General features: G+C 68.4%; 13 protein-coding genes. 5 read left to right on the top strand and 8 right to left on the bottom strand.

Annotation, left to right across the window (positions count from 1 at the left end):
- Positions 1 to 98: 98 nt before the first annotated feature.
- Positions 99 to 692, top strand: coding sequence for a DedA family protein (locus tag ACIA8G_RS08660; RefSeq protein WP_396417730.1), 594 nt, complete (start codon positions 99 to 101; stop codon positions 690 to 692).
- Here ACIA8G_RS08660 and ACIA8G_RS08655 read toward each other — a convergent pair.
- The 3 genes from ACIA8G_RS08655 to ACIA8G_RS08645 all read right to left on the bottom strand — a co-directional run bounded on the left by ACIA8G_RS08655 (position 599) and on the right by ACIA8G_RS08645 (position 3,967).
- On the bottom strand, positions 599 to 1,825 hold the full coding sequence (locus tag ACIA8G_RS08655; protein WP_396417729.1) for an MFS transporter: 1,227 nt from the start codon (positions 1,823 to 1,825) through the stop codon (positions 599 to 601). The genes ACIA8G_RS08660 and ACIA8G_RS08655 overlap by 94 nt on opposite strands.
- A 47-nt stretch (positions 1,826 to 1,872) precedes the next feature.
- A complete protein-coding gene (locus ACIA8G_RS08650; RefSeq protein WP_396417728.1) occupies positions 1,873 to 3,084 on the bottom strand; it encodes an MFS transporter in 1,212 nt (403 codons plus the stop codon).
- Positions 3,085 to 3,232: 148 nt separating this feature from the next.
- On the bottom strand, positions 3,233 to 3,967 hold the full coding sequence (locus ACIA8G_RS08645; protein WP_396417727.1) for a carbonic anhydrase family protein: 735 nt from the start codon (positions 3,965 to 3,967) through the stop codon (positions 3,233 to 3,235).
- A 114-nt stretch (positions 3,968 to 4,081) separates the two neighbouring features.
- Between ACIA8G_RS08645 and ACIA8G_RS08640 the strand changes: the two genes are divergently transcribed.
- A complete protein-coding gene (locus ACIA8G_RS08640) occupies positions 4,082 to 5,386 on the top strand; it encodes a serine hydrolase domain-containing protein (protein ID WP_396417726.1) in 1,305 nt (434 codons plus the stop codon).
- On the top strand, positions 5,386 to 5,736 hold the full coding sequence (locus ACIA8G_RS08635; RefSeq protein WP_396417725.1) for an MmcQ/YjbR family DNA-binding protein: 351 nt from the start codon (positions 5,386 to 5,388) through the stop codon (positions 5,734 to 5,736). Before ACIA8G_RS08640 ends, ACIA8G_RS08635 begins: the two co-directional genes overlap by 1 nt.
- Before the next feature lie 56 nt (positions 5,737 to 5,792).
- On the opposite strand, the gene ACIA8G_RS08630 is transcribed toward ACIA8G_RS08635, so the two are convergent.
- The 3 genes from ACIA8G_RS08630 to ACIA8G_RS08620 all read right to left on the bottom strand — a co-directional run bounded on the left by ACIA8G_RS08630 (position 5,793) and on the right by ACIA8G_RS08620 (position 8,651).
- The gene (locus ACIA8G_RS08630; RefSeq protein ID WP_396417724.1) at positions 5,793 to 6,269 is read right to left on the bottom strand and encodes a MarR family winged helix-turn-helix transcriptional regulator; all 477 of its coding nucleotides are present in this window, start codon (positions 6,267 to 6,269) and stop codon (positions 5,793 to 5,795) included.
- Positions 6,270 to 6,313: 44 nt separating this feature from the next.
- The gene (locus ACIA8G_RS08625; RefSeq protein WP_396417723.1) at positions 6,314 to 8,014 is read right to left on the bottom strand and encodes a hypothetical protein; all 1,701 of its coding nucleotides are present in this window, start codon (positions 8,012 to 8,014) and stop codon (positions 6,314 to 6,316) included.
- 94 nt (positions 8,015 to 8,108) lie between these two features.
- Entirely contained in the window at positions 8,109 to 8,651 is a 543-nt protein-coding gene (locus tag ACIA8G_RS08620; protein ID WP_396417722.1) for a class I SAM-dependent methyltransferase, read from the bottom strand.
- A gap of 66 nt (positions 8,652 to 8,717) precedes the next feature.
- On the opposite strand from ACIA8G_RS08620, the gene ACIA8G_RS08615 reads away from it, so the two are divergent.
- Positions 8,718 to 9,893, top strand: a complete 1,176-nt coding sequence (locus tag ACIA8G_RS08615) for an SGNH/GDSL hydrolase family protein (protein ID WP_396417721.1) — start codon at positions 8,718 to 8,720, stop codon at positions 9,891 to 9,893.
- Positions 9,894 to 9,895: 2 nt separating this feature from the next.
- Entirely contained in the window at positions 9,896 to 10,342 is a 447-nt protein-coding gene (locus ACIA8G_RS08610) for a hypothetical protein (RefSeq protein ID WP_396417720.1), read from the top strand.
- A gap of 34 nt (positions 10,343 to 10,376) precedes the next feature.
- Here ACIA8G_RS08610 and ACIA8G_RS08605 read toward each other — a convergent pair whose 3' ends face one another.
- Positions 10,377 to 11,306, bottom strand: a complete 930-nt coding sequence (locus ACIA8G_RS08605; RefSeq protein WP_396417719.1) for a hypothetical protein — start codon at positions 11,304 to 11,306, stop codon at positions 10,377 to 10,379.
- Positions 11,303 to 13,300 (bottom strand): PQQ-dependent sugar dehydrogenase, encoded by a 1,998-nt coding sequence (locus ACIA8G_RS08600; protein ID WP_396417718.1) that lies wholly within the window; start codon positions 13,298 to 13,300, stop codon positions 11,303 to 11,305. The genes ACIA8G_RS08605 and ACIA8G_RS08600 overlap by 4 nt, the downstream gene beginning before the upstream one ends.
- Positions 13,301 to 13,447: the final 147 nt, after the last annotated feature.

Raw genomic sequence — 13,447 nt, 5'->3', positions numbered from 1 at the left:
CCAGCCGGGCCGGCGCGTCGGGTCAGGAACGTAACTCGGGTGGAGATCCGTCTCCACCCGAGGGTTGAACGCCCAGACAAAACGGGTAAATCGTCTCTGTGGACTGGATCACGCGGCTCATGGAGGCGCTGGGCTCCCCCGGCGCCGGCCTGGCGGTGGCGCTGGAGAACGTCTTCCCGCCGGTGCCGAGCGAGGTGATCCTGCCGCTGGCCGGGTTCACCGCGGGGCAGGGCAGGATCTCGCTGCTCGCGGCGATCCTGTGGACGACAGCGGGTTCCGTGGCCGGCGCGCTCGTCCTGTACGGCCTGGGCGCGTGGCTCGGGCTGGAGCGGATGCGGAAGATCGCCGACCGGCTGCCATTCGTCACGGCGTCCGATGTGGACAAAGCGGATGAGTGGTTCGACAGGCACGGCACCAAAGCCGTCTTCCTAGGACGAATGGTGCCGGTGGTGCGGAGCCTGATCTCGATCCCGGCCGGGGTGTCCGGGATGCCGATCCTGAGGTTCACGGCCTACACCGCGGCGGGCAGTCTGGTGTGGAACACCGCGCTGATCCTCGCCGGCTACGCGCTCGGCGAGAACTACCAGCTGGTCGACCGCTACCTGGGCTGGGTGTCGACGGTCGTGCTCGCCGCGCTGGCCATCGCCATCGGCTGGTTCGTGGTCAGCCGCGTCAAAGCACGCCGTTCGTAGACCACCGACGCCACCGCGATCGCCAGGCCCGCCAGGGACAACGCGACACCGACCCAGGCCGTCGACACGTAGCCCCAGCCCGCCGCGATCGCCAGGCCACCCAGCCACGCACCGGCACCGTTCGCGACGTTGAGCGACGAGTGGTTGGACGAGGACGCCAGCGCCGGGGCGTCCGGTGAGGCGTCCATGAGACGGATCTGCAGAGCGGCCGCCAGGATCTGCACGACGAAGCCCAGCAGGAACAGCATCACGAACATCAACGCCGGCACGGTCGCGGTCAGTCCGAACAGGACCAGGATCAGGCACACCGCGATCAGGCCGCCGAACACCGAGCCCATCGAGGAGCGGTCCACGAACCGGCCGCCGAACGTCGCGCCGAGCGTCATGCCGAGCCCGAACACCGCGAGCATCCACGGCACGACGGACGCGGGCAGGCCCGCGACCTCGGTCGTCAGCGGGGCGACGTAGGAGTAGACGGCGAACATGCCGCCGAAGCCGATCATGCCGGTGAAGATCGCGAACCACACCGTCGGGCGGCCGAACGCGCGGACCTCGCCCTTCATCGACGCACCCTCCGCGCGCGGCACCACCGGCACCCACGCCGCGATCGCCACGGCGGTGACCAGCGCGATCACCGCGACCGCGAGGTACGCGGTGCGCCAGCCGATCTGCTGGCCCGCGGCGGTGGCGAGCGGTACACCGACGAGGTTCGCGACGGTCAGTCCGACCATCACGCGCGCGACCGCTGTGCCTCGCCGTTCGGGAGCGACGAGCGTCGCCGCCACCACGGCCGCGATGCCGAAGAACGCGCCGTGCGGCAGCCCGGCGACGAACCGGGCCACCAGCAGCAACGTCTTGTCCTGAGCGGCGGCCGACAGCCCGTTGCCCAGGGCGACCGCGAGCATCAGGCCGATCAGCATCCCCTTGCGCGGGAGCTTCGCGCCGAGCACCGCGATCAGCGGCGCACCGACGACGACACCGGCGGCGTAGAGGCTGATGGCGTGACCGGCCTCGTAATCCGGGATCCGGAAGGTCTCCGCGATCTGCGGCAGCAGGCCCATCGTCGCGAACTCGGTCGTACCGATGCCGAACCCGCCGAGCGCGAGCGCGGTCATGGCGCGGGTGGTGTTCACATTCGCTCCTGATGAGGTGTCCGCAGTCGGCACTGACCCAGGACGAATTAGTTAGCGACCGGAACCATCTTACGGTCCTTCTGACGCGCTTCAGAAGACTCGTGCGCGGTGCGACTGCTCACACGGCGATCAAGCAGCACCGACACCACGGCCACCGCGAGACCACCGACGGCGAGCAGGGCGCCGATCCAGTTCGGCGCGGTGTAGCCGAGGCCCTTGGTGATGGCTACCCCACCGAGCCAGGCACCACCGGCGTTGCCGAGGTTGAACGCCGCGATGTTCGCCGCGGACGCCAGCGCCGGCGCGCCCTCCGCCGTCTGCATGACGCGCATTTGCAGCGGCGCCACCGTGGCGAACCCGGCCGCGCCGAACAGCACGATGGTGATCGCGGCGGCCCACTGCGAGTGCGCGGTGAACACGAAGGCCGCCAGCACGGCGGCGAGCGCGACCAGGATGACCATCACGCTCTTCATCACCGAGCGGTCCGCGGCCTTGCCGCCCACCAGGTTGCCCACGAACAGGCCCACCCCGAACAGCACCAGCAGCCACGTCACGGCACCCGACGAGAACCCGGCGACCTCGGTCATCATCGGCGCGATGTAGGTGAACGACGCGAACACACCCGCGAACCCGAGCGCCGTCATCAGCAGTGCCAGCCACACCTGCGGGTTGCGGAACACGGCAAGTTCGCTGCGCAGATTGCCGCCCTGTGCCTGCTGCTGCGGCACCAGGAACAGGATGCCGAGCAGGCCGATCACGCCGAGCGCGGTCACCGCCCAGAACGTCGAGCGCCAGCCCAGCGCCTGGCCGAGCGCGGTACCCATCGGCACGCCGAGGACGTTCGCCACGGTCAGACCGGTGAACATCAACGCGATGGCGCTCGCCCTGCGTTGGGGCGCAACGAGATCCGCGGCGACGACCGAGCCGACACCGAAGAACGCGCCGTGCGCCAGCGCCGCGACGACGCGACCGCTCATCAGCACGCCATACGTCTCGGCGAAGGCGGAGACCAAGTTGCCCGCGATGAACAGCACCATCAGCGCCATGAGCATCTTCTTGCGCGGGAGGCGCCCGCCGAGCACGGTCAGCAACGGCGCGCCGACGACTACACCGAGTGCGTAGCCGGAGATCAGCAGGCCGGCCGAGGGAATGGAAACACCCAGGTCAGTGGCCACCTCGGGGAGCAGCCCCATGATCACGAACTCGGTCGTGCCGATGGCGAAGGCGCTGATCGCGAGGGCGAGCAGAGCGACAGGCATGTCACACAGTCCTTGAAGTCGTAGGTTGTCCGCGTGAGCAATAGTTGCACACGCGGGCTATTGCTCACGACTTCTGAACCGGTGAAGCTCGTCACGCGACGAAGGCCGGCCCCCGAACAGGAGACCGGCCTTCGTCAGCGAACAACCGTCAGATGCGCGTGACCCCGACGAAGGTCCGGCCGTTCAGCGGCTGCGTCGCCCGGGAGTTGCCCGAGGAGAACAGCCCCTTGAAGCGGGCGATCGTGGTGGCCGTCACGTGCTGCTCCTTCGTGAGGTACCACTCGACCCCCTCGGTGAACGGCGCCGTGGTGAGCGAGCCGGTGTAGTGCAGCGTCTGGTGGTCGAGCGGCAGCAACCGGTTGAGGTTGATGGGCTCGATCTCCACCGGCGCCCCGCATTCCGGCGCGAGCTTCGCCAGGACGTCGTCCACGACCGAGTGCGGGCCCACCCGCAGCGGCACACCGACGACCAGCAGCTTGCCGGCCGAGCTGCGGTGCACCAGGTGCATCTCCAGCGGGTAGTTGTGGCCGGAGAACTGGTGCTCGGACGGCGTGTGGAAGTGGAACTGCACCAGGTCGTACCTGGTGCCCGCAACGGTGACGTGCCCGGAACCGGGCTCGACCTCCGCCTCCTCGGTCTCCTCGTGGTCGCGAACCGTGCAGCCGTCCGGCTTGTCCGCGTCCTTGCGGATGTACTTCAACTCCAGCGCGGAGTCGCCGTAGGTGACGTCGAGCTTGGGCGCGTACGGGTCGATTCTGATCGCGCCGGGCGTGACGTTGACGGGACTCTGCTTCGGTGTCCCCGACTCAGCCGTGCCGACCGCGAGGAAGGAGGCGGCCAGCACTAGCGGAACAAGAGCCGGAAGGGACCGTTTCAGGTTCATCGCTCCACTTTTCACCCGATCGGGTGAAATGGGGAAGCGAAGTGTGGTCGCGCTCTCACCTTACGAAAGTATTCCCGCGTCTTAATTGGCTTGTTAACACAATAGAATTACGTGATGGACTGGAACCTCGCTGAACTGATCCAGCGGCACGACGTGCCGGGCGCGCAGGTCGCGGTGCTGGCCAACGGGGATTTCAAGGAGGTCGCGGCGGGCGTGCTCAGCCGGCGGACCGTTGTCGGGACAACCACCGACTCGGTGTTCCAGATCGGCTCGATAACGAAGATCTGGACGTCGACTTTGGCCTGGCAATTGGTGAACGAAGGCGTTCTTGATCTAGATTGTCCGATTCGTTCCTATTTGCCGACACTCGAATTGAGCACCCCGGAGGCCACCGAGTCGATCACCGCCCGTCACCTGCTGACGCACACGAGCGGAATCGACGGCAACCTGATGACCGACACCGGCCGCAACGACGACGCGATCGCCGCGTTCGTCGCCACGCTGACCACCGCCGACCAGCTCTTTTCGCCCGGCGAGCTGTTCTCTTACAGCAACAGCGGGTTCGTCGTGCTCGGCCGGCTGATCGAGGTGCTGCGCGGCAAGCCGTTCCACGAGGTGCTGCGCACACACCTGGTGACGCCACTGGGCCTGCAGACCGTGTCCACCACCGCCGAAGAGGCGATCCTGCACCGCGCCGCCGTCGGCCACGAGCCGGTCCACGGCGTGCTCACCCCGGTCACGAGATGGGCGCTCGCGCACTCCAACTCCCCCACCGGCGCCCAGCTCGCCATGAGCGCCCGCGACCTGCTGGAGTTCGCCCGCCTGCACCTCACCGACGAGTTCGCCGCGCTGCGCGAGCCCCAGGTCACCGACCTGCCGAACTTCGCCCCCGACGTCGAGGCGTGGGGACTCGGCTGGATGCTGCACCCCGACGGCGTCGTCGGCCACACCGGCACCACCATCGGCCAGAAGGCCTTCCTGCGCGTCGTGCCGTCCGCGGGCGTCGCGGTCGCGGTGCTGACGAACAGCACCAGCGGCCCGGCACTGGCCCACGAGGTCTTCACCCACACCCTCCGCGACCTGGCCGGCATCGAGCCGCCGGCCCGCGCCACGCCACCGGCGACCCCCGCGCCGATCGACGACTGGATGTGCGGCATCTACCGCGGCACCCACATCGACTACACCCTGAGCGCCGAAGGCGGCCGCGGGTTCCTCAGCTACGTTCCGCGCACTCCGCTCGGCGCGATATTCGTCGGCGACCACACCCACCGCGACGAGGTCGTCCGCCTCGACGACACCTCGGTCATCACCGCCGAACCGGACTTCGGCTCGCACCACGTCTACTCGTTCGTCGGCCGCGACGAGACCGGCCGCGCCAGATTCCTGCACAACTCCAACGCCCACTACAGGATCGACTGATGGTCACCACCGCCGACATCCGCGCCGTGGCCCTGTCGCTGCCGCGCACCACCGAACACCTCATCCGCGACCGCGTGAAGTTCCGCGTGGGCCAGATCGTCTACGCGGCGCTGTCGCGCGACGAAACGGTGCTGGGCTTCGGTTTCCCGCGCGAGGAACGGGAAGCCCTGGTCGCGAGCGACCCGGTGAAGTTCGCGTTCCCGAGCGAGTCCGACATGCGCTTCCAGTGGGTGCACGCCTCGATGGCCGAGCTCGACGTCGAGGAGATGACCGAGCTCGTCATCGGCGCTTGGACGATGTGCGTGCCCAAGAAGGTCATCCGCGAGCACCTCGGTGAGGATTATCTTTAGTCAACACTGAAACTATTGAGAACGCCATCATCAGCCAGTCACCGGCAAGGCGTTGTTCAGCGAGCGGAGCGCCTCCGGGGCGCACGATCGGCCGTCACGACCGGCTCAGGCGAACGAGCGTCGACCAGCGTGGCGAGCGACCGGAGGAACGGCTCGCGGTCCGCTTCCGGCAGCCGGCCGAGCACCTCGCCGTACAGCCCGTCCAGCACGTTCTCGGTGGAGGCGACCAACTTGCGGCCCGCGTCAGTCACCTCGACGACGCGCGCACGGCGGTCCTTCTGCGACGGTTTGCGCGCGGCAAGGCCGCCCCGTTCCAGGTCGTCGACGGTGTGCACCATCGTGGACTTGTCGAGGCAGGCCTGCTCCGCGATCTCGCCCTGGGTCTTCTCGCTCAGGTCGGCGCACATCAGCACGCTGACCGCGCGCAACGAGGTCCCCGTCCCCTCCAGCCGCTGAGCCGCCATCAGCTCGATGTCACGGCTCAGCTGCAGGAGTTGGAGGACCAGGTCGCTCGTGGTTCGTGCGCTGCTCACCCGACCAGCGTAACGAGCTGGTCGATTCCGAAACTTTCCCTGATTCAACGAATCGTGCTGTAGCCCCACCGGGTGCGGCTGACCGCGTCCTCGATGCCGGTGAAGCCCTCGTTCGGCACGAAGTGGTCCTCGCCGAAGTCCATGTCGGTGTCGTCGGCGTTGCCGCCGATGGCGTCCGCGCCGACCGCGAACATCGCCGCCGCGTTGCCACCCTGGTCCATCAACGTGTCGTGCGCGTTGAACTGGTGCTGGTGCCACGAACCGGAGAGGTGGCCGAGCTCGTGCGCCGCGATGTTGCCGAGCGCCCGGCCGACGAACTTGACCTTGTCGCTCTCCGGCCTGATGTAGGTGTTGAGCGAGACACCGGGGCCCGCCGGTGCGCTGAGCAGGTCGAGCTGCACCATCGCGGTTTCCTCGTGACCGAAGTTGCCGGGGTCGATGGTCTGCGCGATGGCCACCGTCGGCACGCCGGACTCGGCGATCGTGCCGCCGATGACGAGCCTGCTGACGTTCTTCTGGCCCCACGGATCGGCGTGGTCACGGCTGTTCAGCAACCTCACGCCGAACCTGCCGTGCAGCGCCAGGTTCTCCCGCACGGTGTCGAACGCGACCGACACGACCGCGTTCTCGTCCGCGGCGGTCAGGCCCCAGTTCTCCAGGAACTTCGACAACGGCGAGAGCTGCTTCTCCCCCGGCACACCCCACACGCTCGTGTCGACGAGCGCGCCGTTGAAGTCGACGAACACCGTCTGCAGACCGGCCTTCTCGCTGCCCGGCCGGAACGCCTGCACCGTCAGTTCGTAGCGGCCCGCGCCGTCCTCGACGCCGACGTAGTAGCGACCGTCGTACGGTGCCACGTAGTCCGTGACCGCGTTGCCACCGCCGGGAAGCGGGCTCTCCTTCGGGTAGACGCCGGAGAAGTCCTGCCGGGAGCCCATCACCTCGCGGGCCCTGATGTCGTGCACGACGACGCGACGTGCGGCGCCCGTGACGGACGCGCCGATGACGTCGCCGGCCTTCAGGTCGACGGCGAAGAAGTCCTTGTCCCCCTTGCCTTCACCGGCGGCGAGCGTCAGTTCGTAGGCACCGGCGGTGTTGCCCGCGCCGGTGACGCGGACGAAGAAGTCCGCCCCGGCCGCGAGCTCGATCTCCAGGCTGGCGTCGGTGCTCAGGCCGACCGAGTCGTTGGCCGCGATCTCCTTGCCGGCCGCGTCGAACACCGTGAGCACGGTGTCGAGGTCACTGCCCGCCGTGAGGGTGGCGATGGTCGTGAGGCCAGCACCGCGCAGCTTGTAGAAGTCCTGGTCCGCGCCCGCGATCTGGCCGGTCGTGCGGATCGCGCGGCGGGCGGTGCCGACGCCGCTGTCGCTCGCGGTCGGCTGGGTGTCGTTGGGTTCGGTGAACTCGCCGACCACCGGCATGGTCGGGTCCGCGAGCAGCGACCCCGTGAACACCGCGCTGCGGTGCCTGCGGAAGTCCGTGGACTCGGCGGCCCACGGGTTGTCGTTGCGTCCGCGCACGGACGCCGGCTCACGTTCCGCGTAGGTGTAGCCGGGCTTCGCCGCGCTCAGGACCCGGGCCCTGGTCTTGGCCTCCCGCGCCCGCGCCGCCTTCACCACGTCGGCCGTGCCCGGATCCTCCAGGAACGCCAGCAGCGGATCCGGCTGCACCGCGGCCGGTGCCGCGACGGCGGTCTGGCCGCTCAGCACCAGCGCGGTGACGGCGATTGCTCCCAATAGACGCATGCATCCCCCAAAACAGCTTGCGGTAGATCAACAGACCTACACCGAAGGGAGGACGCATGGCCAGGGTTCTGGCCGAATCAAGACAGTGTCCGATTCAGGACAGGCCGGGCGCGTGGACCGACACGGCGTAGTCGCCGTTCCGGAATTCTTCCCGGTTCCAGGTGGCGAACCGCTCGACGAGCTTCAGCCCGGCCTGCGCGCAGTGCTCGTCGTACTCCTCGACGCCGTACCCGCGATCAAGGCTGAACCCGGCGATCAGCAGGCCGGAACCGACGTGCCTGGCCACTCCCGCGACGAGCCGGTCCTGGGTGCCGGGCTCGGTGAACAGCGGCACGTTGCCCGCCATGACGACCACGTCGAAGGTGCGCTCCAGGTCGAGTTCGGCCAGGTCGGACCGCACCCAAGTGACGCCCGGCGCACGTTCCCGCGCGTAGGCGAGCATCGACTGGTCGCGGTCAGCCCCGACGACCTCGATGCCGTGCCTGGCCAGCTCGATCGCGACCCGCCCGGTGCCGCATCCGGCGTCCAGCACGGTCTTCGGCGCGTAGGCCCGCACGAACGTCGCCTCGCCGTGCACGTCCATCCCCGACTCGGCCAGGGAGTCGAACCTGCGCTGGTATTCAGCCCCGTTCCACACGAGGTGAGAATAGACCCGAAGATCGGCGGATACCGTCCGTGCGAGAGCGCTGCCAAGGTCAAGTGCATGACACGCTTTCTGCTGGCAGTGGCGTTGTTGGTGGCGGTCGCCTCGCCCGCGCAGGCCGCACCCGCGAGGTGGATCGGCACGTGGGCGACAGCACCGTCCTCGGCCGTGCCGGGCACCGAGAACGGCTATTCGAACTTCTCCATGCGCAACATCGTGCACGTCAGCGCGGGCGGCAAGGAGATCCGCGTCCGCCTGTCCAACGCCTACGGCCGCACGCCGACCGTGTTCGGCCAGGTCACCGTGGCCCGCGCGGCCGGTCCGGACACGCCTCTCGCGGTGCCGGGCACGATGCGCACCCTCACGTTCGGCGGCGCCCAGTCGATCACCGCACCACCCGGTGCCGACGTGCTCAGCGACGGCGTGGCCCTGAACGTCCCGGCCGACTCGGACCTCCTGGTGACCGTCTACACGCCGGGACCGGGCGGCCCGGTCACGCACCACCAGCTGACCATGCAGAACTCGTACTTCACCCGCGACGGCAACCACAGCGCCGACGAGTCCGCGGCCGCGTTCCGCGAACGCACCACCGCCTGGCACTACGTCTCGGGCGTCGACGTGCGCTCGTCCTCGTTGCAGGGCAGCGTGGTGGCGCTCGGCGACTCGATCACCGACGGCGCGAACTCGACGTGGGGCGCGAACCTGCGCTGGCCCGACCAGCTCGCCGACCGCATCAACACCCGCATGGGCGTGCTGAACGCGGGCATCAGCGGCAACCGCCTGCTGCTCGACGGCGACTGGGCCGGCCCGAACGCGCTGGCGCGGCTGAACCGCGACGTCCTGACCCAGTCCGGTGTCCGCTCGGTCATCGTCTTCGAGGGCATCAACGACATCCAGCAGACGCCGCACCAGACCGACCCGCAGAAGATCATCGCGGCCCTGAAGCAGATCGCCCAGCGCTCGCACGACCGCGGGCTGCGGGTGGTCGGCGCGACGATCACGCCGTTCAAGGGCTGGTTCAGCTACACCGCCGAACTCGAGGCGGTGCGGCAGGACGTGAACGCGTTCATCCGCACCAGCCGCGACTTCGACGCGGTCGTCGACTTCGACGCGGTGATCCGCGACCCGGCGGATCCGCAGCGGATCAAGGCCGAGTACGACCAGGGCGACCACCTGCACCCCGGCGACAAGGGGTTCGAGGCGATGGCCAAGGCGGTCAGGATCGCTACGCTCTAGCGGTGGCGAAGTACGAGGTGTCTGTACCGGTGTACTTCCGCCGCATCAACCTGGGCAACCACCCGATGCCGCTGGAGGACACTCCGTTCGACCAGCACGACTACGAGTCACTCGCGGTGTCGGCCGGTGACGCGATCGGGCTCAACAGCGTCACCAGCAACCACACCGCGCACGTGACGCTCGAGGTGTTCGTCTCGTCGGCCGAGGTGCCGGCCGACATCCGGGAGCAAGAGCCGCACCACTGGTTCATCAGTTCCGCCAGGAAGATCGCCCTGACCGACCTCGAGGGAATGCCGGCACTGGTGCTGCCTGCTCCCCCGCCCGGCCGTGTGCTCTGCGCGGTGACGTGCTCCGGGCGCGACGAGGCCTTTGCCGCCCGGCACTTCGAGCACCGGGACGACGTGCGAGGCATCGAGCGCTGGCACGTCACGCTGTGGCCGGAGGCCTGATCGCCACTCCGGGCGATCAGGCCTGCGGCCAAGATCAGCCCTTCATCCAGTGGTACTGGAGGTGTACCTCCCACGGCTTCACGACGCGGTCCAGGAACATCAGGCTGTCCATCCGGCAGTTGCAGGCGTTGCCCTCGCGGTTGTTCTGCGGGTAACTACCGCCGATCTTGAAGCCGCGCGGATCAGTGGCCGACGCCAGGTCTGGTTCAGGCTCGCCTTCGAGCTTCCACGGATCACCGGCGACCACGTACTTACCCGCCAAGGGCTTCCCGTTGCGGTACAACGCCATCGCACCGGTGTCGAAGTCGAACGTCGCCGACAGGAACACCCATTCGTTCTGCGGCAACAACTTCTGCCAGTCCTCCGCAGCCGCGAACGTCTGCGAATCGCCGCCGTCGATGCGCCGCGCCAGCGCGACGAGCTTGAGCTGGCCGTCGACCTGGATCAGCTCCAGCAACGCGCGCACCGCGTGACCGTTGGAGTCGCCGGACAGCACGCCGGCCAGACCGATCGCGCCGTAGAGGTCGTTCGGGTTGGCGGAGTTCGAGTTCGGGGCCGGGTTCTGGCCCGTCATCTTCACCCAGCCCATGATCGACGCCTGGCGGGTGCCGTTGAACGCCTTCAACGACGGCACCCCCGTTTCGCTGTACAGACCGGCCTTCCAGTCGTCGTTGCCGGCGACGGTCGGGTTGATCTGCTTGAGCTGCAACGAGTTCCGGCTGCCCCGGAACGCGCCGTCCCGCACCCGCATGTCCGCGCCGCCGTTGATCAGCGACAGCGGTGTCCTCGAGCGACCACGATCCTGTTCCAGCGCCTTGTCGGCACGCACCGGGTGCTCGAAGTCGTAGTACGACACCAGGTTGCGGGACAGCGTCGGCAGCACTGTGCCGAACGTGGCCTGCGCTGGTGCGGCCAGGCCGACGCAGAACGCCGCGACCAGGCCTGCCACGAGCAGTCGCCTCACGACCTCACCCCTTTGCCCAGCACGCGCAGGTCGCGCAGTCTGCCGATGTTGTCGAACGAGCCGAACCCGACGCGGCCGGAGGAGAAGGTCTTGTCCACGGCGGTCATCAGCGGATGCGGAGACCCGTCCATGTACACCGCGATCTCCCCCGTATCAGCACAATGCTTGACCCGCACGCGATGCCAGGCCGTGTCCGAGACGGCCGGTGCCGCGCCGACGGACCGTGCCGCATCCCATTGGTGGTCCAGGCGCAGGCGATCGGCGTTGTTCACCACGAAGATCCCGTTGTGCGGGTAGATCTTGTTGTCCGAGGACAGATGCGCGTAGTAGAACTCGGTGTCCGAGCGGTAGCCGAACACGATGATCACGTCCCGGTTGGACTCGGACACGGGCGTGTCCAGCCGCACCGAAGCGTCGACCTGGACCGAACGGAACTCCGGCCCCTTCGACAGAACCGCGTACTCGAACGGGCGGCGCGGGCCAGGACGTGGCGCACCGGCCTGCGCCAGCACGACCTCGCGGCCGGGGAACTGCCACAACGCGGGCGTCACCGGCTGCCAGGAACGCGCGGAGGTCGCGCCGGCGACGAGATCGTGGCCGGTGCGGCACGAGGCGAAGGTGCGCGCACCCGTCACCTTCCACACCTTGCCGTTGGCCTTCGCCAGCACGTAGAGCTCGCCCTCGGCGTCCTGGCCGAAGCGCAGGTCGACGCGGTTGGGGTCGTTGACGAGCGCCTTCATCGTGGTCAGCTGGCCGTTGGCGTACACCATCAGTTCGCGCGTGGTCGCCATCGGCCTGCCGAGGCGCATCTCGCGTTCCTCGGTGTAGTAGATGAGTCCCTTGACGCCTTCGCCGTAGATGTACTTGCCACGCAACGACGGGATCTTCCTGCCGCGGTAGACGAAGCCGCCCATCAACGCGTTGCCGCTGTCGGCGCACGGCCGCGAGGAGGCGAGCCGGTTGTGGTCGAACGCCGCGACCGGGTAGGTGTAGCCGAACTTCGCGTCGTCGGCCGGCAGCGGGAACACACCGCAGGACGGGTCGCCCCGGCGGTACTCCCAGAGACCCTCACGTTCGCTCCAGCCGAGGTTAGCGCCCTTGCGCACCTCGTAGACGGAATCGACGGCCTTCTCGCCGATGTGGCCGAGGAACATCCGGTGGCCGTCCCAGCTGAAGCGGTACGGGTCGCGCATGCCGTACGCGTAGATCTCGCCCAGCGCGCCGGCCTTCTGCACGAACGGGTTCGACCGCGGAATGCCGTACCGGTTGTTCGCACCGTTGGTGCCCGCCGGGTCGATGCGCAGGATCTTGCCCTGCGGCAGCGCCAGGTCCTGCGGCACAGTCGTGTTGGTGCCGATGCCACCGTCGCCAGAGGCGAGGTAGAGCAGTCCGTAGTCCTCGTCCCACCAGTGCGCGGTCGGGTTGAAGCCGATCTCCTGGAAGCCGTGGATGAACGACGCGTAGCCGACGCGCATGACCTCGCGGCGGGCACCGGAGAAGAGGTTGGCGCGAGGATCCGCCGCGGTCCACTCGGTGATCACACCGTGGACCTCCATGCCGGCGGGAGACGGCAGGTCGGGCTTCTTCTCCGTCAGCGCGGAACCGGTTTCGGTGTGCACGGTGTAGAACTTGCCGTTGCGCTTGAAGTTCGGGTGGAACGCCGCGAACCCGAAGCCGCTGCCCAGGCCGCGGTGGTTGTGGAAGTCGGGACCGACCGCCGCCCCCAGGTCCAGGAACACGTGCTGCGTGCCGTGGTCGAGCAGGTAGAGCTTGCCGTTCATGTCCGGCACGAACTGCCGGCCCGAGCCGTCCGGCAGCTCCCCCAGGTAGTTGATGCGGTTGTAGCGCCGCAGTCGCGAGTCGGTCGGTGGTGGCACCGGCTTCGACTCCGGCAGCTGCGCGATCTCGGTGAGCTCCAGGCCGATGCCCGCGGCACCCGGCGTCGGCAACGGGTCGGCGATCGGCGCCTCGGACTGCGCCGAAGCGATGGGCACGAACAAGGCTGAAAGTACGAATGTTGTTACAGCCAAACGAGATAACCGTCTGAACATCCCCACCACCCTGTGGGCCAGGCCGTAGCAGCACGGCAGCGGAAAGCGCTTTCCATTGCAGCGGCCACCGGAATCTACCTAGCCGACAGG

The organism is Lentzea sp. NPDC051213 (genome assembly GCF_044455585.1).
GTDB lineage: Bacteria > Actinomycetota > Actinomycetes > Mycobacteriales > Pseudonocardiaceae > Lentzea.
The sequence above is the reverse complement of the archived record's forward strand: the minus strand, read 5'-3'. Positions and strand labels throughout refer to the sequence as shown.

Excerpts from the sequence above, each read along its gene's own strand:
- ACIA8G_RS08650 (WP_396417728.1), bottom strand. The coding sequence starts at position 3,084 with ATGCCTGTCGCTCTGCTCGCCCTCGCGATCAGCGCCTTCGCCATCGGC.
- ACIA8G_RS08645 (WP_396417727.1), bottom strand. The coding sequence starts at position 3,967 with ATGAACCTGAAACGGTCCCTTCCGGCTCTTGTTCCGCTAGTGCTGGCC.
- ACIA8G_RS08640 (WP_396417726.1), top strand. The coding sequence starts at position 4,082 with ATGGACTGGAACCTCGCTGAACTGATCCAGCGGCACGACGTGCCGGGC.
- ACIA8G_RS08635 (WP_396417725.1), top strand. The coding sequence starts at position 5,386 with ATGGTCACCACCGCCGACATCCGCGCCGTGGCCCTGTCGCTGCCGCGC.
- ACIA8G_RS08625 (WP_396417723.1), bottom strand. The coding sequence starts at position 8,014 with ATGCGTCTATTGGGAGCAATCGCCGTCACCGCGCTGGTGCTGAGCGGC.
- ACIA8G_RS08615 (WP_396417721.1), top strand. The coding sequence starts at position 8,718 with ATGACACGCTTTCTGCTGGCAGTGGCGTTGTTGGTGGCGGTCGCCTCG.